The organism is Streptomyces sp. NPDC086766, assembly GCF_044746005.1.
Taxonomy (GTDB): domain Bacteria; phylum Actinomycetota; class Actinomycetes; order Streptomycetales; family Streptomycetaceae; genus Streptomyces.
Genome location: NZ_JBIVBI010000014.1, coordinates 205,629 through 224,707 on the forward strand (window position 1 = coordinate 205,629; position 19,079 = coordinate 224,707).

Below are 19,079 nucleotides of genomic sequence, written 5' to 3' on the forward strand. Positions count from 1 at the left end.
CGCCTTGGCAGGTTGTTGCAGCCGCCATTGTCGCCGGGGAAGCTCCACCCGCACCATTCAAAGGCGATTGCAGAGCGCCGTCCGCGAATCCGCGGCGGCCCATTCGAAAAAGGGGAAAAGCGTGTCCACTCTCACGCGCGACGAGCGTCTGGAAACCATCAAGGAAATCGTCTGCGACATTCTCGAGATAGAGGAGGACGAGGTCACCGAGGTCAGCCTGTTCAAGGAGGACCACAACGCCGACTCGCTGCGCGCCATCGAGATCCTCGCCGCCCTGGAGAAGGAGTTCGGCGTCGTCATCAACCAGAGCGAGCTGCCGCGCATGGTGAACCTCAAGGGTGTCTACGAGGTCGTCGCGGAGCCGGCGGGCTGGTAGTCGGACCGCTCGCGCGGACTGGGAGGTTGGCATGACGACGGCAGTGAGCGGCCCCGGCCACGGACGGCCGGAGCGGCACCGGGTGGTCCTCACCGGACTCGGGGTGGTCTCCGGCATCGGGCTCGGCGCGAAGGAGTTCCTCCAGGGACTCCGCGAGGGCCGCAGCGGCGCCCGGCCCATCACGGTGTTCGACACCGAGGGTTTCGCCCACGCGAACGGGTGCGAGATCACGGACTTCGACCCGCGGGACTGGATCAGCACGCTCGACGTGGAACAGCTCGGCCGGGCCGCGCAGTTCTCGACGGCGGCTGCCCGGATGGCCCTGGAGGACTCCGGACTCGACCTGACCTGGCTGCGCGCCCGGCGCGGGCTGATCTCCATCGGCACCACCGACGGCGAGAGTCACGACCTCGACCAGCTGGTCGAGAGCGAACTCGCCCACGGCACCGGCTCGTTCGACCCCACGGCCGCCCGGCGGGTGCCGGCCGGGCGGCTGTCGGTGGCCATCGCCCAGGAACTGGGCCTGAGCGACGTGGAGGCGCTCACCATCCCCACCGCCTGCTCGGCGGGGAACTACGCCATCGGCTACGGCTTCGACGCCGTCAGCTCCGGCGAGGCGGACTTCGCCTTCTGCGGCGGCGCCGACGCCATGTGCCGCAAGACGTTCACCGGCTTCTACCGCCTCGGCACCATCGCCCCGGACCGCTGCCAGCCGTTCGACGTCGACCGCAAGGGCATCCTCACCGGGGAGGGCGCCGGCGTCCTCGTCCTCGAGCGGCTCGACTCCGCCCTGGAACGCGGTGCCACCATCTACGCCGAGGTCCTCGGCTACGGCCTCAACTGCGACGCCCACCACCAGGTGGCCCCCGACCAGGACAGCGTCGCCGACCTCATGCGGCTCGCCCTGGACAACGCCGGCGTCGCCCCGCACGAGGTGGACCTCATCTCCGCCCACGGCACCGGCACCAAGGCCAACGACATCACCGAGGCGGGCGCCATCCGCCAGGTCTTCGGAGACAGGCCCCCGCGGACCGTCTCCATGAAGTCGATGCTCGGCCACACCATGGGCGCGGCCAGCGCACTCGGCGCCATCGGCTGCGCCCTCGCCATCCAGAACCGGTTCATCCCGCCCACCATCAACCACGTCACCACCGACCCCGAGTGCGACGTGGACTGCGTGCCGAACCAGGCCGTCGAGGCCGACCTGAGGATCGTCCAGAACAACGGTCTGGCGTTCGGCGGCAACAACGCGGCGGTCCTGCTCGGCCGGTACGACGCGACCCGGGAGGCGTCATGACGAACCGTCCCGTCATCGGCATGGGGGCCGTCGCCGCCACCGGCTCCGGCGTCGGCGAGCTCTTCGACTCCCTGTGCCGCGGCACCAGTGGCCGCGCCGGGCTGCGCGGCTTCGACCGCAGCCGGTTCCGCGCCCAGCACGCCTACGAGGTCGACGACCGGCCGGTGCCCGGCCAGGACGTCCCCGGACGCGCCACCCGGCTGCTGCTCGACGCGGTCGGGCAGGCCGCCGCCGACGCCGGCCTCGGCGACGACCTCAGCGGCATCCCCGTCCTGGTCGGCACCGGGCTGCGCGAGCTGCGCTCGATGGAGCTGTGGTGGCGCGACGGATCCCCGTTCGCCGACTCCGGGCTGCACTTCGGCACCGGCCTGCGCGAACGCTTCAACGCCGACGTCACGCACACCTTCTCCAACGCCTGCTCCGCCTCCCTGTACGCGCTGGCCCTCGCCTCCGACCTGCTCGACCAGCAGGGCGACGGCGCCCCCGACACGGTGATCGTCGCCGGCGTCGACGTGCTGACCGAGTCGATGTACGGGCTGCTCGAACGCGTCCACCCGCAACCCCCGGACCGGGTACGGCCCTTCGACCGCAACCGCACCGGCGTCCTGATGGGAGACGGCGCCGCCGCCGTCGTCCTGCGCCGCACCGACGAGGGCGCACCCCAGGTCTACGGACGGCTGCGCGGCGTCGCCGTCAACTGCGACGCGTACCACGTGACCGCGCCCTCCCCGGACGGCATCGCCGAGGCCATGTGCGCCGCCCACCGGCTCGCCGGCGTCAAGCCGTCCGACATCGACCTGGTGATGCTGCACGGCACCGGCACCCTGCTCAACGACGAGGCCGAGGCCGCGGCCCTGCGCGACGTGCTCGGCGACGACGCATCCGTGCCGCTGATGACCGCCGTGAAGTCCATGACCGGCCACACGTCCGGCGCCTCCGGGCTGCTCAACCTGATCGTCGGCATCCGCGCCCTGCAGGAGGGGCGCGTCCCGCCGACCGTCGGCCTGGACGACCCGGTGGAGGAGGCCGCGCCCTTCCGCTTCGTCACCGGCGAGGCCGCGTCCGGGCGCGAACTCGGGGTGGCCCAGCTCAACGCCTTCGGATTCGGCGGCATCAACGCCGTGGCCATTGTGGAGGGTCCCCGATGACACTGACACCAGCGACCGCCTCCGCCGCCGTGGTGGTGTCCGGCGCCGCCGTGCTGCTGCCGGGCGCCGACACCGTACGGGCCCTGGCCGACGGACCCGCCCCCGGCGGCGCGGCCGTCGAACCCGCCGACCACGTCGGCCGCAAGGGGCTGCGCTACAAGGACCGGGCCACCCAGCTCGGCTACGCCCTGACCGCCGCCGCGCTGCGCGACGCGGGGCTGCTCGGCGCGGACGGCCTGACCGTGCCCGCCGCCAGCACCGGCATCGTCGCCAGCTCCAACTTCGGCAACCTGGACACGGTGGCCCGGGCCCTCGACACCATCCGCGAGGAGACCGTCACCGCCACGAGCCCGATGGACCTGCCCAACGCCTCCAGCAACGTCATCGCCTCCTCTGCGGCCATCCGCTACGGGCTGCGCGGCCCCAATTTGATGGTCTGCAACGGCGAGACCTCCGGCCTGGACGCCGTGCACTGGGCCGCCACGATGATCGCGGCGGGCCGGGCCGAGCGGTTCCTGGTGCTCGGCGTCGAACCCGACAACGAGGTCGTGCGCCGCCTGCTCGGCGGCGGCCGCGCCGTCGACGGCGGAGCCGCCCTCGTCCTGGAGTCGCGCACCGCGGCCGCCGAGCGCTCCGCCACCGTCCGCGCCGTGCTCGGCCCGTACCGCAGGGGAGCGGACGAGCCGGGCGGCACGGCCCCCGGCTGGGAGCTGCCCGCGCACCTCGGCAGCGCCTCCGGCGCCCACGGGGTGCTCCAGATCGCCGCCGCCGTCGGCTGGTTCGACGCCGGCCGGCGCGAACCGGTGCGCGCGGTGGCGGGCGGCCCCGGCCACGACGCCGGCGCGGGCCTGCTGCTGCTCGCCCCCGAGGCGGCCTGACCGCCATGAGGAGGACAACCCGGTGAACACGCACATCGATCTGCGGCCCGTCTCCGTGGAACAGCGCACCGACGGCAGCGGCCCCCGGGTCCTGCTGCTGCACGGCCTCGCCGCCGCCGACAGCGTCTGGGAACGCGCCCTGCCGCTGCTGCCGGACGCCTACCAGCTGTGGACCGCCCGGCTGCCCTGGCGGACCGAGACCATCGCCGACTGGGACGCACAGCCCAACCTGCGGGGCTGGCTCGCCCAGGCCCTGGCGGCCGTACCCGACGGACCCGAGGTGGTGGTCGCCCACTCCATGGCGGCCAACGTGCTCCTGGACCTGCTCGACCAGAAGCAGCGGGGCGGTGTCGACGCGCTGCGCCGGTTCGGCATCCGCGCCCTGGTGCTGGTGTCGCCCTTCTACCGCTCCGGCGGCGGCGAGTTCGACTGGAGCACCATCAGCTACTACCTCAACGACTTCCACCTGATCATGGAGGAAGGGATCCGCGCCCACTCCGGCGGCCGGTTCTCCGAGGACGTCCAGCGCGCCATGGCCCTGCGGGTGCGCGACCGGGTCGGCCCCTACGGATGGCTGCGGTTCTTCGACCTCTATCTGCGCACCCCCTCCCTGGACACCGGCCGCGTCACCGTGCCCACGCTGGTGCTGGCCGGGGAGACCGACTTCGCCGCCCGGCCCGAGGAGGGCCTGGCGCTCGCCGGCGCGCTCCCCGACGCCACGGCCCGCGTCCTGCCCGGCTGCGGGCACTTCCCGATGCTCGACGCGGCCGAGGACTTCGCCGCCGAGCTGAGCAGTTTCGTCCACTCGACCCTGAGCCTCCCGCTGCAGCGGGGAGCCGCCCCTCTCGACGCCCTGGAGCCCCAGCGATGACCCTCGTCACGGACACCGCCGTCAAGGCGCTGCTGACCACCGCCACCACCACGCAGGTGCGCCCCCGCTACGAGGGCTCCAACATCTGCACCTGGATCGGCTTCAAGCACGTCAACTACCTCGTCGAGGAAGCCGTCCTGGACCACTTCCGGCAGGCCGGGCTGCCGGCCCGCGCCCTCTACGAGGAGCACGGCCTCGGCCTGGACCTGGTGTCCCTCGACACCCGCATCCTGCACGCCTTCCACATGGACGACGTCGCCGAGGCCGAGGTCGTGCCGTGGACCAAGGACGAGGACGCGACCATCGGGTTCAAGGTCACCGTCCGGTTCGAGCGCGACGGCGAGATCCACAAGGCCGTCACCTCCAAGGTCCGCGTCTCGCTGCGCAGGGACACCTACCTGGAAGCGGCCGGCGAGGTGCCCGAGCCGCTCGCCCGGTTCGCCGTAGCCGTGCTCGGCGACGACCGGGAGCGCGAGCCGGGCACCACCGCCCCGGCGGAGGAGGAGATCCTCGCCTCGCTCACCGAGGGACGCAACGCCTACGCCTGGAAGTGGAACATCCCCTACCCGTACTGCCACTTCACCGAGCGCATCCAGATGTCCGGCTACCTGCGGCTGATGGAGGAGGGCAAGGACCGCTTCGTCGCCGACCGCGGCATCTCCATCAAGACCCTGCTCGACGACCGCCGCTGGATCCCCGTCGTGCCCCGCTCCGACATCCGCATCCTCGACGAGGCGCTGATGGAGGAGGACCTGTACACCGTCTACACGGTGGAGGAGGTCTTCAAGGACTTCACCTACACCTCCCGCATGGACTGGTACGTGCTGCGCGACGGCGAGCTGGTGAAGACCGCCACCGGGCGCATCGTGCACGGCTACGCCCTGATCGAGAACCGCCGCGACTGGAAGCTGGTCACCTTCGACCAGCACGTCCTCGACGCCCTGAACGGCAAGGCGCCCGGCGCGTGACGGAGGACTGGGAGAGCGGCACGCCACGGCTGCTGCTCGTCGAGAGCCAGGCCGGCGCCGCCGGGGACACGGGTTTCCGGCACGACGCCGTCACCCAGGTGCTCACCGGGCAGTCCGCCCTGCTCTTCCTGGTGCAGGACGGCGTCGTGCTCGCGGTGCCGGGCAGCGACGCCGACCTGGACCGGTTCCAGAAGGAGGGCGGCGTCCTCGCGGCCGACAGCTTCTCGCTGGCACAGCACGGGCTGGACACCGCGACCCTGCGGCCCGAGCTGCGCGTGGTCGGAATGGACGTGGTGGCGGGGTGGATCCTCGATCCGGCGGTCCGGGTGGTGTGGCACTAGGTGTCCAGGCAGATTCCGCACACCGATGTGCTCATCACCCTCATGGGCGCGCCCCACGCCTCCGACCAGGTCACCAGCGCCCTGCGGCTCACCCAGGCCCTGCTGGAGCGCGACGCCACCGTCCAGGTGTGGACCTGCGGGTACGCCACGCTGCTGACCCAGCGCGCCCAGGGCCCCGACAAGCCGCGCAACCTCGCCGAGTGGAACCGGACGTACCCCTCCCTGCCGGGCCTGGCCGGGGAACTGCTCGACGCGTTCCCCGACCGCCTGCACTGGTACGGCTGCCGCTTCTGCAGCGACGACCGGGGCGTGGCCGAGCACCTGCCGGCGGTGGTGCTCCGGCCGCCCGCCGGGTACGCCGCCAACGTCGCCGCCGCCGGCAAGACGCTGCTGATCGGGGTGATCTGATGCCACGGCGGCAGCGCGTGCTGGCCATCGTGGAGCGTGGCTACCGGGGCGCTCTGGACAAGCAGTTCTTCGACGAGCTCTACCTCGCCACCGAACTGCACCGCCAGCTCGGCGGCCTGGACATCCTGCTGCGCGGCCCGGCCGTCGGCTACGCCCTGGACGCCGACCCGCCGCCGCCCCTGCGCATCGGCAACCGGACCGTCGACACCCTCGCCGACCCCCGCAAGGGGCTCCGCTCGCTGCTCGACGCGGGCGTCGGCGTCTGGGTGGAGCGGCCCGCGCTCGCCGCGCTCCACTCGCCCCGGCCGCCGCTCGCCGGCATCCGGCTCGCCGGGGAGGGCGAGGTGGCCGCGCGCTGGGGCGAGTACCGGATGGTCTTCTTCCTCTGAACTGCCCGAACTCCCCGCGAAAGCAACCGTATTCCCGTGAACGGAAGGAACTCGTGACGGTCATGACCACCCTCACCCAGGGCAGGGACACCGGTACCGGCACCGGACGCCCGGTGATCACCGCATGGTCGGCCGTGTCGCCGTACGGCATCGGCCGGGCCGCGTACGCCGAGGGCCTGCGCGAGCGGCGCGGCACCGTCACCGGCCTCGGCCCCGAGCACGGCTCCACCCCCGACGGCGTCGGCTGCGTCGTGCCCGCCTTCGGCGTACGCGAGGTGCTCGGCAAGAAGGGCACCCGCTCCATGGACCGGGTCACCGGACTCGCGGTCACCGCCGCCGGCGCGCTGCTGGACGACGCCGAGCGCAACCGCGCCGTGGGCACCGGCGAGGGCGCCGCCTTCGCGCTCGGCACCACCACCGGCAGCGCCCAGTCGATGATGGACTTCACCCGCGACTCGCTCACCGGCGACCAGCCGTTCTTCGTCGACCCGGCGCGCTTCCCCAACACCGTGATGAACTGCGCGGCCGGCCAGAGCGCCATCTGGTACCGGCTCAAGGGCCCCAACGCGACCATCGCCGGCGGCCGCACCGCCGGTCTGCACGCGCTCAACTACGCGCGCCGGCTGCTCGGTTCGGGCCGCGCCCGCACCGTGCTGTGCGGTGCCGCGGAGGAGTTCTCGCCCGCCCGCGCCTGGCTGGAGCACCACTGCGGGGACGGCACGGCCGCCGCCCCGCCGCTCGGCGAGGGCTGCGCGATGCTCCTCGTCGAGCCGCACGCGCCCGACGACCCCGGACAGCCCGTCCTCGCCGAGATCCTCGCCGTCGAACTCGGCGTCGTCCTGCACGGCGACCCCCGCCCCGCCCTCGTCGCCTGCCTGCGCTCGGCGCTGCGCCGGGCCGGCGTCGCACCGGAGCGGGTGACCGCCGTCGCCCGCTCCGGCGCCCCCGGCCGCGAGGGCCGCGGCGAGGCGGAGGCGGTGCGCGAGGTGCTGGGCGCGGCGGACGCCGCCGACGTGACGCCGACCGCCCTGATCGGCGACACCGGGGCCGCGGCCGCCGCCTTCCAGGCCGCCGCCCTCCTGTCGTACGCCGCGGACCGGCCCGCCGCGGCGGCCGGCCGGGTCGGCGTGATCACCTCCGTGGACCGCAGCGGCAGCGTCGGCTGCGCGCTGCTCGGCCTGCGCTGAGCGCCGGGCCCGGCCCCGGGCCTCTCCCCGCCCCCGAATCCCTCCCCGCACCACCCCTCCCCGCATCCCGAGCTGCCGAAAGGACCCGACCGTGCTGGACAAGGAAGAACTGCGAGCCCTCGTGGCGCAGGTGCTCGACGTCGACGTCAGCGAGGTGACCGACGACGCCCGGTTCGTCGACGACCTGGAGGTCGACTCCCTGATGGCCCTGGAGGTCGTCGTGATCCTGGAGAAGAAGTACGGCATCCGGCTGCCGGAGTCGGACCTCAAGCAGATCGTCACCCTGCGCAGCGCCTACGAGCTGCTGCTCGGCAAGCTCGACCCGGCGCGGGTGGCCTGATGACCGCCGCGAGCCCGCTCGCGGCGCGCGTCGAAGTGCTGCCCGCCGAAGGGGAGTTCAGCACCACGGCCCGCTTCACCGTGGACCCCGCCGAGACCGTGCTGCCCGGCCACTACCCGGGCTTCCCGATCTTCCCGGGGGTCTGCCTGGTGGAGTGCACCCACCAGGGTGCCGTGGCGACCGCGCCCGACGGCGCCAAGGGCGCCGCGCTGGCCGCCGTGGAGTCGGCCCGGTTCACCGGACCGGTCTTCCCGGGCGACCGGGTGGACGTCGCCATGACGTGGAAGCGGACCCCGGCCGGCGACTGGCAGTGCCGGGCCAGGCTGGGCACCGCCCGCGGTCCCGCCGCCTCCGTGCGGCTCCGCTACACCCCGCGGCCGGGCGAGGGGGCGGCGGCATGACGGGCCAGCGCGAGATCCGGGCCCGGCTGCCGCACCGCTTCCCCATGCTGCTCGTGGACCGGCTCGTCGAGGTCGTACCCGGCGAGCGGCTGGTCGCGCTGAAGGCCGTCACCTGCAACGAGCCCTGGTACGAGAAGCTCGGCCCGGACACACCCGACGAGGACTTCGCCTACCCGCCGGCCCTGCTCGTGGAGTCCTGGTGCCAGGCCGCCGGGGTCCTCGCCACCTGGGACGCCCCCAACCCGGACGTGCTGACCGGGCAGGTGATGCTCTTCGGCGGGATGACCGGCGTCGCCTTCCACCGCCCGGTGCTGCCGGGCGAGGTGCTGGAGCACCGCGTACGGCTCGACCGCCGGGTCGACGAAACCGTGCTGTTCGAGGGCGAGAGCCTCTCCGAGGGCGAGCCGGTGATGAGCGTGGAGCGCGTCGTCATGGCCTTCCGCCCGGCCTCCGCCCTGCGCCCGGCGTCCCCTCCGGGCCCCGCCGCCGGCTGACGCACCCCGCACGCACACCCACGAAAGAGAGACCATGACTGACAGCACACGCCGGGTGGCGCTGGTCACCGGCGGGTCGCGCGGCATCGGCCGGGCCACCGTCCGCGCGCTCGCCCGCGACGGCTTCGACGTCGCCTTCTGCTACCGCTCGGACGACGTCTCGGCCCGCACCCTGGAGAAGGCCGGCGACGAGTTCGGCGCACGGATCACCGGCACCCGCGTCGACGTGGCCGACGCCGCCTCGGTACGCGCCTGGATCGAGACGGCCGAGGAGCGCCTCGGCCCGATCGACGCGGCCGTCACCGCCGCCGGCATCACCCGCGACAACCCGCTGGTCCTCATGGAGGACGAGCAGTGGCGGCAGGTCATCGAGACCAACCTGGACGGCGTCTACCACGTCTGCCGCGCGGTCGTCTTCGGCATGATGAAGCGCCGCCGGGGAGCCATCGTCAACCTCTCCTCGGTCGCCGGCGTCCACGGCCACGGCACCCAGACCAACTACTCGGCGTCGAAGGCCGGGATCATCGGCTTCTCCCGCGCCCTGGCCAAGGAGACCGGGCGCTCCGGCATCCGGGTCAACGCGGTCGCCCCCGGCTTCATCGACACCGACATGGTCGCGGCGATGAACGACCAGGCCCGCAAGGTCGCCCTCGCCGCCATCCCGCTGCGCCGCATGGGCACCGCCGAGGAGGTCGCCGACCTGGTCGCCTACCTGGTGTCGGACCGGGCCGCCTACATCACCGGCGCCGTGCTCCAGATCGACGGCGGCATCACCCTCTGAGGTACGCCCCCGCCGCCAGGCGGTCCGGCCCCCGGCCGGCGGACCTCCCGAACCACCCGAGCAGAAAAGACCGTTGGAGGCGGTGATGGCACGACGCGGACCGCGCTGGTACTTCTCCTTCCGCAGCCCCTACTCCTGGATGGCCTACCGGGACCTGCTGGACCGCTACCCGGACGTGGCCGGACAGATCGAGTGGCTGCCCTTCTGGGAGCCCGACCAGCCGGCCCTGGACGAACTCGAGCGGAGCAACGTCAGGCTGCCGTACGTCGCGATGTCCAAGGAGAAGCACCTCTACATCCTCCAGGACGTGCGCCGCCTCGCCCGCGCCCGCGAACTGGAGATGGTGTGGCCGGTGGACACCGCGCCGCGCTGGGAGGTCTCCCACCTCGCTTATCTGGCCGCCGAGCGACTGGGCGCCGGGCCGGAGTTCATCGCCGCCGCCTACCGGGCGCGCTGGGAGCTCGGCGAGGACATCTCCGACCCGCGCACCATGGCCCGGATCGGCCGGGACATCGGCGTCGACCCCGCTGCCCTGGAGAGCGCGCACGACGATCCCGCCGTACGGGAGAAGGGCCTTCAGGCGCTGAACTCGCTGCACCGGGACGGAGTGTTCGGCGTTCCCTTCTTCATCGTCGGATTCGACAAGTTCTGGGGAGTCGACCGGCTTCCCCAATTCGCGGAATCGGTACGGGCGAAAGTCGCCACCTGACCGGCGTACGACCATCGCACAAGGCGTACGGCGACCGTACAAAAAGAAGCAGTGATCGCAGAGAAAGGCGACCCGAATCATGGCCACCAATCCCTTCGAGGACGACGCCGCGGACTACTTCGTCCTCGTGAACGACGAGGGCCAGTACTCCCTGTGGCCCGCATTCGCCGAGGTGCCGGCGGGCTGGACCGTGCGGCACGGCGCGGCGGCCCGTCAGGAGTGCCTCGACCACATCAACGAGCACTGGACGGACATGCGTCCGGCCGGCCTGGTCCGCGCCATGGGCGGCTGACCGGGACGGACGGACGGACGGGCGGCCGCGGGCCGCGAAGGGGCGGGCGTTGGCAGTTATCTGCAACGCCCGCTTCGCGTGTGCGGGAGCGGTTGGCAGGTTGATGCAGTGGGCGTTGTCGGTGAATTCCGGCGGATGCGAGAGTTTCAGCGGTTCCCCGGAACTGCTGATCGAGGTTGTTCGCCGAAGTTGTCTGCTAGGGGTGGATGGGAATGCTTGGAGACGGCATATCGCTGACCGCGGCCCAGGCCGGAATCTGGTTCGCCCAGCAGCTGGACCCGCAGAACCCGATCTACAACGCGGCCGAATACCTCGACATCCGGGGAGACATCGACGCCGGAATCCTCGAAAGGGCGCTGCGCATCCTGGTCGGGGAGGCCGAGGCGCTGCGGATGCGCGTCGTCGAGGACGGCGAGGGGCTGTGGCAGATCGCCGACCCCGACCCGCGGTGGACGCTGGAGCGGCTGGACCTGAGGGGCGAGGAGGACCCGGAGGCGGCGGCCGAGGAGTGGATGCGCTCGGTGCTCGCGGAGCCCGTCGACCCGCGTCACGACCTGCTGTTCCGGTTCGCGCTGCTGCGCGTGGCCGCCGACCGCTGCTTCTGGTTCTACCGCTACCACCACGTCACCGTGGACGGCTTCGCCGTCGCCCTGCTCGCCCGGCGGGCCGCCGACCTGTACACCGCGCTCGCCGCCGGCGAGGAGCCGCCCGCCGGGGAGTTCGGCCCGGTCGCCGATCTGGTCGCCGCGGACACCGAGTACCGCGCCTCCGAACGCTTCACCGCAGACCGGGAGTTCTGGCGGGACCGGCTGGCCGGCTGCCCCGAGCCGGTGGGCCTGTCCGACCGCACCCCGGTCATGGCGCACGGCCTGGTCCGCCGCACCTCGTTCCTGCCCCGGGAGAGCCTGGAGCGGCTGCGGGACACCGCCCGCGAGGTCGGCGTCACCTGGCCGGCCACGATGATGACCGCCGCGGCCCTCTATCTCCAGCGGTCCACGGGAGCCGACGAGGTGGTCCTCGGCGTCCCCGTCTCCTGCCGCCTCGGCCGCGCCGCCCGCTCCGTACCGGGCATGGTCTCCAACGTGGTGCCGCTGCGGGTGCCCGTCACCCAGGACATGACGCTGTCCGAGCTGCTCCAGCGGCTCTCGGCGGAGCTGCGGGCCGTGATGCGGCACCAGCACTACCGTTACGAGGACCTGGTCCGCGACCGCAACCTGCTGGGCGGGGGCGGACGGCTGACCGGCCCCGAGATCAACATCATGATGTTCGACTACGGCCTGGCCTTCGGCGACGCCCCCGCGGTGGTGCGCAACCTCTCCATCGGCCCCTCCGACGACCTCTCCCTGATCGTCTACGAGCGTTCCGACGGCCGCGGCCTCCAGGTCGACTTCGACGCCAACCCCGCCCTCTACACCGGCGAGGAGATCGCCGCCCACCAGCAGCGCTTCATCGGCTTCCTGGACCGGCTGGCGACCGCCGCCCCCGACACCCCGGTCGGGCACCTCGACCTCCTGGACGCCACCGAGCGCACCCTGGTGCTCCGCGGCCACAACGACACCGCGCACCCCGTGCCGGACACCACCCTGACCACGCTCCTCGAACAGCAGGCCCGGCGCACCCCGCAGGCGGAGGCCCTCCGCTTCGAGGGCAGCTCCCTGACCTACCGGGACCTGCACGCCCGCGCCGACCGGCTCGCCCATGTGCTGCGGTCGAACGGCGTCGGCCCGGAAAGCCTCGTGGCGCTCGCCGTGCCCCGCTCCGAGCACCTGGTGACCGGCCTGCTCGCGGTGCTCAAGGCGGGCGCCGCCTACCTGCCCGTGGACCCCGACTACCCGGCCGAACGCGTCCGCTTCATGGTGGCCGACGCCCGGCCCGCGCTGCTGCTCACCACCGCCGCGACGGCCGCGCGGCTGCCGGACGACCTGTCCGTGCCCACGCTCGTCCTGGACACGGACGACACGGCGGCCCGGCTGCGCGCCCAGCCCGGCACCCCGCCCGCCGGCCCGGCCCCGGAGGGGGACCACCCGGCGTACGTCATCTACACCTCGGGCTCCACCGGCCGCCCCAAGGGCGCCGTCGTCCCCCACCGCGCCATCGTCAACCGGCTGCTGTGGATGCAGCACCGGTACGGGCTCGGCGCCGACGACCGCGTCCTGCAGAAGACCCCGTCCGGGTTCGACGTGTCCGTCTGGGAGTTCTTCTGGCCGCTGATCACCGGCGCCACGCTCGTCGTCGCCCGCCCCGAGGGCCACAAGGACCCCCAGTACCTGGCCGCGCTGATCCGCGAGGAGCGGGTGACCACCGCGCACTTCGTGCCGTCCATGCTCCAGGTCTTCGTGCAGGAGCCAGCCGCCGCCCGCTGCACCGGACTGCGCCGGGTGATCTGCAGCGGCGAGGCGCTCCCCGGCGAACTGCAGAACCAGTTCTTCCGCGTCCTGCCGCGCGTCGGCCTCTACAACCTGTACGGGCCGACCGAGGCCGCCGTCGACGTCACCTGCTGGGAGTGCGCCCCCGCGGACGGACCCGTGCCGATCGGCCGGCCCGTCTGGAACACCCGCACCTACGTCCTCGACTCGGCCCTGCGCCCGGCCGCGCCCGGCACGCCCGGCGAGCTCTACCTCGCCGGTGTCCAGCTCGCCCGCGGCTACCTCGGCCGGCCGGGACTGACCGCCGGGCGGTTCGTCGCCGACCCGTACGGCCCGCCGGGATCCCGGATGTACCGCACCGGCGACCTCGCCCGCTGGACCGGCGACGGCGCCCTCGTCTACCTCGGCCGCACCGACGACCAGGTCAAGGTCCGCGGCCTGCGCATCGAACTCGGCGAGATCGAGGCCGCCCTCACCCGGCATCCGGGTGTCCGCCAGGCCGCCGTGGTGACCCGCGAGGACCAGCCGGGCGACCAGCGGATCGTCGCCTACGTCGTCCCCGCCGCCGGAACCGGCACCGGGACCGGCGACACCGGGACCGGCGCGGGAACCGGCGTCGGAATCGGCACCGGTCCCGACGCCGACGAACTCCGTCGCGAACTGGCCCGCGAACTCCCCGAGTTCATGGTCCCGACCGCCCTCGTCGGCCTGCCCGAACTGCCCGTCACCCCCAACGGCAAGCTGGACCGGCGTGCACTGCCCGCCCCCGACCGCACGGCCGCCGCCGGAGGACGCGCCCCCGGCAGCCCGCGCGAGGAGATGGTCTGCCGGCTCTTCGCCGACGTGCTCGGACTGCCCCGGATCGGCATGGACGACAACTTCTTCACCCTCGGCGGCCACTCCCTGCTCGCCACCCGCCTCGTCTCCCGCGTCCGCGCCACCTTCGGCGCCGAACTCACCATCCGCAGCATCTTCGAGGCGCCCACCCCGGCCCTCCTCGCGACCAGGATCGCGGGCGGCGACCGGGACGAGGACCCGCTCGACGTGGTCCTGCCGCTGCGCCCGCACGGCACCCGCCCCGCCGTGTTCTGCGTGCACCCGGCCGGCGGCCTCGGCTGGTGCTACGCCGGAATCATCCGCCACCTCGACCAGAACGTGCCCGTGTACGCCCTCCAGGCCCGCGGCCTGGACGGCACCGGCCCGCTGCCGGGCTCCTTCCACGAGATGGCCGCCGACTACATCGAGCAGATCCGCCGGATCCAGCCGCACGGCCCCTACCACCTGCTCGGCTACTCCTCCGGCGGCATCGCCGCCCACGTCATCGCCTGCGCGCTGCAACAGGCGGGCGAGGAGGTCGGGCTCCTCGCCATCCTCGACACCTACCCCGGGCAGACCCTCGCCGAGCTGGGCGAACAGGAGATCCTCGCCGACCTGCTGCGCTGGGTCGGCTACGACCGCCGCTACCTCGGCCGCAAGCCGCTCAGACACGACAAGGTCATCGAGATCCTGCGCAAGCTCGGCAGCTCCCTGGCCAGCCTGGAACCCCACCACATCGAGGCCATCGGCCGGGTGTACGCCAACGGGCGCGACCTCGTCCACGAGTTCGTGCCCGGCCGCTTCGACGGAGACGTCACGGTCCTCGTCGCCTCGCTCGACAAGGTCGACATCTCCCCGACCCCCGAGACCTGGCGCCCGTACGTGAGCGGCGACATCACCGCGCACCACCTGGAACGCAGCCACAACGACCTCATGAAGCCCGCCGCCCTGGCCGAGATCGGCCGGATCCTCGCGGCCGAGCTGCGGCGCACCGACCGGAGCACCGCCGCGATCCCCGCCCCGTCCCCGGCCGGCGTCTGACCGGCGACCGCGCAACCGACAGCCATTCAAGGGTGGTTAACACGATGAAGGACACCGTGCGCGCCGTGCCGGACGCCGACCCGACGGAGCTGATCGAGGCCCAGGCCGCCCGCACCCCGCACGCCACCGCCGTGGTCTTCGAGGGGCGGCGGCTCACGTACGCCGAACTCAACGCCCGCGCCAACCGGCTGGCCCGGGTCCTCGTGACGCGCGGCGCCGGGCCCGAGGGCCTGGTCGCGCTCACCCTGCCGCGCTCCCTCGAACTGCCCGTAGCGCTGCTGGCGGTGCTCAAGTCCGGCGCCGGATACGTGCCGCTCGACCCCGACTACCCGGCCGACCGCGTCCGCTACATCCTCGACGACGCCCGCCCCGCCCTGCACCTCGACGCCGCACGGCTCGCCCAGGCCGAGGCCGAGGGGACCCGCCTCGCGGACGACGACCTCACCGACGCCGACCGCCTCGCCCCGCTCCGGCCCGCGCACCCGGCGTACACGATCTACACCTCGGGCTCCACCGGCCGGCCCAAGGGCGTGCTGATCACCCGCCGCAACCTGCTCAACTTCCTCTCCTTCATGGCGGACCGCTTCCCCATGACCGGCCGGGACCGGCTGCTCGCGGTGACCACCGTCGCCTTCGACATCGCGGTCGTGGAGATGTACCTGCCGCTCCTGACCGGAGCCGCGGTGGTGATCGCCCCCCGGGAGACCGTCGTCGACCCCGTCCGGCTCGGCGCGCTCGCCACCGCGAGCGGCACCACCGTCCTGCAGGCGACCCCCTCGCTGTGGCAGGCCCTGACGGCCGAACGCCCCGACGCCGTAAGGGGACTGCGGATGCTGGTCGGCGGGGAGGCCCTGCCGCCCTCGCTCGCCTCCACGATGACCGCGCTCGGCGCCGAGGTCACCAACCTGTACGGCCCCACCGAGACCACCGTCTGGTCCACCTCCCTGCGGATCGAGGACGCCGCCCAGCTGCCCGGCATCGGCGGCCCGATCCGGAACACCTCCCTCTACGTCCTCGACGACCGGCTGCGCCCGAGCGTGGAGGGCGAGCTCTACCTCGGCGGCGAGGGCCTGGCCCGCGGCTACCGGAACCGGCCGGGTCTGACCGCCGAACGGTTCGTCGCCGACCCCTTCGGACCGCCCGGCGCCCGCATGTACCGCACCGGCGACCTCGCCCGCCGCCGCGCCGACGGCGGAGTGGACTACCTCGGCCGCGTCGACCACCAGGTCAAGATCCGCGGCTTCCGCATCGAGCTCGGCGAGATCGAGTCCGTCCTCGCCGCGCACCCGGAGGTCGCCCAGGCCGCCGTGGTCGCCCGCGAGGACCGCCCCGGCTCCCCGCTGCTCGCCGCCTACGTCGTCCCGGCCGCCCACGCCCGTGCCACCGGCGGCCCCGGCCCCGCCGCCCTGCGCGAACTGGCCGCCCGGACCCTGCCCGACTACATGGTCCCGGCCGCCTTCGTCACCCTCGACGCGCTGCCGCTCACCCCCAACGGCAAGCTGGACCGCAAGGCCCTGCCCGCCCCCGACTTCTCCTCCGCCACCACGGGACGGGCGCCCCGCACACCGCACGAGGAGCTGCTCGCCGGGCTCTTCGCCGACGTGCTCGCGCTGCCCTCGGCCGGCATCGACGACGACTTCTTCCACCTCGGCGGGCACTCCCTGCTCGCCACCCGCCTGGTCGGCCGGATCCGCTCCGCCCTCGGCGTCGAACTCCCCGTACGCGCCGTCTTCGAGGCGCCCACCGTGGCCGCGCTCGCCGAACGTCTCGGCGACGCCGGCACCGCGCGGCCCCCGGTGCGTCCCGCAGTCCGCCCCGACCGGGTCCCGCTGTCCTCCGCCCAGCTCCGCCTGTGGTTCCTCGACCGGCTGGAGAACGGAAGCGCCGCCTACCACCTGCCCTACGCCCTGCGGCTGCGGGGTGGGGTGGATCGGGAGGCGTTGCGGGCGGCGCTGGGTGATGTGGTGGCGCGGCACGAGAGTCTGCGGACGGTGTTCCCGGAGGAGGGGGGTGTGCCGTGGCAGGAGGTGCTGCCTGCGGGTGAGGTCGGGCTCGAGCTGCCGGTGACCGAGGTGGCTGCCGGTGGGCTGGAGGGCGCGTTGGCGGCCGCGGCGGCGCGGGGTTTCGATCTGGGGTCGGGTTTGCCGGTGCGGGCGGAGTTGTTCGTGCTGGGTGCCGAGGACCAGGTGCTGTTGTTGACGGTGCATCACATTGCTGCCGATGGGTGGTCGTTGGTTCCGTTGGGGCGGGATCTGGCGGTGGCGTACGAGGCGCGGTCGGCGGGGCGGGGGCCTGAGTGGTCGGCGGCGTTGCCGGTGCAGTACGCGGATTACAGCCTGTGGCAGCGGGAGCTGCTGGGTGCGGAGAGCGACGAAGCGAGCCTTGTCTCAGAGCAGTTGGAGTTCTGGAGGGTTGCTCTGGCGGGTGCTCCGGATCTGCTGGAGCTGCCGACGGACCGTCCCCGTCCCGCGGTGGCCGGCCACCGCGGAGCCACCCACGCCTTCGAGATCCCGGCCGAACTGGGCCAGCGGCTCCGGCGCACGGCCGAGGAGTCCCGGGCGACGTTGTTCATGGTGTTGCAGGCGGGTCTGGCGGCGTTGTTGTCGCGGTTGGGTGCGGGTGAGGACGTTCCGCTGGGGGGTGCGATCGCGGGGCGTCAGGACGAGGCGCTGGACGATCTGGTCGGGTTCTTCGTGAACACGCTGGTGCTGCGTACGGACGTGTCGGGGGATCCGAGTTTCCGTGAGCTGCTGGGCCGGGTGCGGGAGTGGGATCTGGCGGCGTACGCGCATCAGGACGTGCCGTTCGAGCGGGTGGTGGACGCGGTCGCGCCGGACCGTTCGCAGGCGCGGCATCCGTTGTTCCAGGTGATGCTGGTGCTGCAGAACACGGCCGCCGCCGAACTCCGCCTCCCCGGACTGCACACGGAGATGCGCCGCGTCGACACCGGAGCGGCGAAGTTCGACCTCGCCTTCGAGCTGACCGAGCACCGGGACGGAGCCGTCGCCGGCCTCCTGGAGTACGCCACCGACCTCTTCGACGCCGAGACCGTCGCGGGCCTCGCCGCCCGCCTGGTCCGGCTTCTCGACGCCCTGACCGCCACCCCCGACGCACCCATCGGCTCGCACGACGTGCTCGCCCCCGCCGAACGCCGTCAGGTGCTGGGGGAGTGGAGCGGCGATGCCCGCGAAACCGGGCAGTCGACCGTGCCGGAGCTGTTCGCGCGCCGGGTGGCGGCGGACCCGCAGGCGCCCGCGGTGATCTCCACTGCGGGGACCTTGTCCGCGGCCGAACTGGACGTGCGGGCCAACCGGTTGGCGCAGGAGTTGCGCGCGCGTGGGATCGGTGCGGAGTCGCTGGTCGCGCTGGCGCTGCCGCGGTCCACGGAGGAGCTGGTGGTGGCCGTGGTGGCGGTGTGGAAGGCGGGCGGCGCGTATCTGCCGGTGGATCCCGCGTATCCGGTCGAGCGGATCGCGTACATGCTCGACGACGCACGGCCCGCCCTGGTCCTGGCCACGGCCGAGACCGCCGATCGGCTGCCGCAGGGGACGCGTCCTCTGCTGCTCGAATCCCTGGACCGGGCAGACCTTCCGGACACCGCGCCCGCACAAGCGACACGCGTCCTGCCGGAGCACCCGGCCTATGTCATCTACACCTCGGGTTCGACGGGGCGTCCCAAGGGCGTGGTCGTCTCCCACGGGGGTGTGGCGAGTCTGCTGGTCACGCAGGCGGAGCGGCTCCGGGTGGGCCCGGGCAGCCGGGTGCTGCAGTTCGCGTCGCCGAGTTTCGACGCGACGTTCTGGGAGCTGTGCATGGGCCTGCTCTCCGGGGCGGCGGTCGTGGTGGCGGGTGCGGACGGCCTCCAGCCGGGCGAGCCCCTCGCCGACACCCTCAAGACTCATCGGGTCACCCACGCCACGCTGCCGCCCGTCGTCCTCGCCGCGATGGACGCCACGGACGCGCTGCTGCCGGGCGG

The 19,079-nt window shown here is 73.2% G+C and carries 18 protein-coding genes; all 18 read left to right on the forward strand.

Translation table 11 applies throughout. From position 1 onward, the window contains the following. The first annotated feature begins 121 nt into the window (after positions 1 to 121). On the forward strand, positions 122 to 376 hold the full coding sequence (locus tag ACIPM1_RS25105) for an acyl carrier protein (RefSeq protein WP_356194314.1): 255 nt from the start codon (positions 122 to 124) through the stop codon (positions 374 to 376). Positions 377 to 407: 31 nt separating this feature from the next. Next, complete coding sequence (locus ACIPM1_RS25110; RefSeq protein WP_402438328.1) at positions 408 to 1,673, forward strand: beta-ketoacyl-[acyl-carrier-protein] synthase family protein; 1,266 nt, start codon at positions 408 to 410, stop codon at positions 1,671 to 1,673. After that, complete coding sequence (locus ACIPM1_RS25115) at positions 1,670 to 2,821, forward strand: beta-ketoacyl-[acyl-carrier-protein] synthase family protein (RefSeq protein WP_402438331.1); 1,152 nt, start codon at positions 1,670 to 1,672, stop codon at positions 2,819 to 2,821. Before ACIPM1_RS25110 ends, ACIPM1_RS25115 begins: the two co-directional genes overlap by 4 nt. Continuing rightward, entirely contained in the window at positions 2,818 to 3,699 is an 882-nt protein-coding gene (locus tag ACIPM1_RS25120; protein ID WP_402438334.1) for a beta-ketoacyl synthase N-terminal-like domain-containing protein, read from the forward strand. Before ACIPM1_RS25115 ends, ACIPM1_RS25120 begins: the two co-directional genes overlap by 4 nt. 22 nt (positions 3,700 to 3,721) lie before the next feature. Next, complete coding sequence (locus ACIPM1_RS25125; protein WP_402438337.1) at positions 3,722 to 4,570, forward strand: alpha/beta fold hydrolase; 849 nt, start codon at positions 3,722 to 3,724, stop codon at positions 4,568 to 4,570. Next, complete coding sequence (locus ACIPM1_RS25130) at positions 4,567 to 5,538, forward strand: hypothetical protein (RefSeq protein WP_402438340.1); 972 nt, start codon at positions 4,567 to 4,569, stop codon at positions 5,536 to 5,538. The genes ACIPM1_RS25125 and ACIPM1_RS25130 overlap by 4 nt, the downstream gene beginning before the upstream one ends. Further along, on the forward strand, positions 5,535 to 5,879 hold the full coding sequence (locus tag ACIPM1_RS25135; RefSeq protein WP_402438343.1) for a hypothetical protein: 345 nt from the start codon (positions 5,535 to 5,537) through the stop codon (positions 5,877 to 5,879). The genes ACIPM1_RS25130 and ACIPM1_RS25135 overlap by 4 nt, the downstream gene beginning before the upstream one ends. Further along, a complete protein-coding gene (locus ACIPM1_RS25140; RefSeq protein WP_356194294.1) occupies positions 5,880 to 6,287 on the forward strand; it encodes a hypothetical protein in 408 nt (135 codons plus the stop codon). Further along, positions 6,287 to 6,676 carry a hypothetical protein gene (locus ACIPM1_RS25145; RefSeq protein WP_402438346.1) on the forward strand — a complete coding sequence of 130 codons (390 nt, stop codon included), beginning with the start codon at positions 6,287 to 6,289 and terminating at the stop codon, positions 6,674 to 6,676. The genes ACIPM1_RS25140 and ACIPM1_RS25145 overlap by 1 nt, the downstream gene beginning before the upstream one ends. A gap of 62 nt (positions 6,677 to 6,738) precedes the next feature. Beyond that, positions 6,739 to 7,863 (forward strand): beta-ketoacyl synthase N-terminal-like domain-containing protein, encoded by a 1,125-nt coding sequence (locus tag ACIPM1_RS25150; RefSeq protein ID WP_402438349.1) that lies wholly within the window; start codon positions 6,739 to 6,741, stop codon positions 7,861 to 7,863. Between the two features lie 91 nt (positions 7,864 to 7,954). After that, entirely contained in the window at positions 7,955 to 8,203 is a 249-nt protein-coding gene (locus ACIPM1_RS25155) for an acyl carrier protein (protein WP_356194285.1), read from the forward strand. Continuing rightward, positions 8,203 to 8,604 (forward strand): 3-hydroxyacyl-ACP dehydratase FabZ family protein, encoded by a 402-nt coding sequence (locus tag ACIPM1_RS25160; RefSeq protein WP_402438352.1) that lies wholly within the window; start codon positions 8,203 to 8,205, stop codon positions 8,602 to 8,604. The genes ACIPM1_RS25155 and ACIPM1_RS25160 overlap by 1 nt, the downstream gene beginning before the upstream one ends. After that, a complete protein-coding gene (locus tag ACIPM1_RS25165) occupies positions 8,601 to 9,098 on the forward strand; it encodes a 3-hydroxyacyl-ACP dehydratase FabZ family protein (RefSeq protein ID WP_402438355.1) in 498 nt (165 codons plus the stop codon). The genes ACIPM1_RS25160 and ACIPM1_RS25165 overlap by 4 nt, the downstream gene beginning before the upstream one ends. A 34-nt stretch (positions 9,099 to 9,132) precedes the next feature. Beyond that, entirely contained in the window at positions 9,133 to 9,879 is a 747-nt protein-coding gene (gene fabG / locus ACIPM1_RS25170; protein ID WP_402438358.1) for a 3-oxoacyl-[acyl-carrier-protein] reductase, read from the forward strand. Between the two features lie 85 nt (positions 9,880 to 9,964). Beyond that, positions 9,965 to 10,588, forward strand: a complete 624-nt coding sequence (locus tag ACIPM1_RS25175; protein ID WP_356194276.1) for a DsbA family protein — start codon at positions 9,965 to 9,967, stop codon at positions 10,586 to 10,588. 79 nt (positions 10,589 to 10,667) lie between these two features. Next, positions 10,668 to 10,880, forward strand: coding sequence for an MbtH family protein (locus ACIPM1_RS25180; protein ID WP_356194273.1), 213 nt, complete (start codon positions 10,668 to 10,670; stop codon positions 10,878 to 10,880). A 206-nt stretch (positions 10,881 to 11,086) separates the two neighbouring features. After that, positions 11,087 to 15,103, forward strand: coding sequence for an amino acid adenylation domain-containing protein (locus ACIPM1_RS25185; protein ID WP_402438361.1), 4,017 nt, complete (start codon positions 11,087 to 11,089; stop codon positions 15,101 to 15,103). Positions 15,104 to 15,147: 44 nt separating this feature from the next. Next, positions 15,148 to 19,079 (forward strand): amino acid adenylation domain-containing protein (locus ACIPM1_RS25190; RefSeq protein ID WP_402438364.1); only part of this gene is annotated, 3,932 nt, incomplete at its 3' end.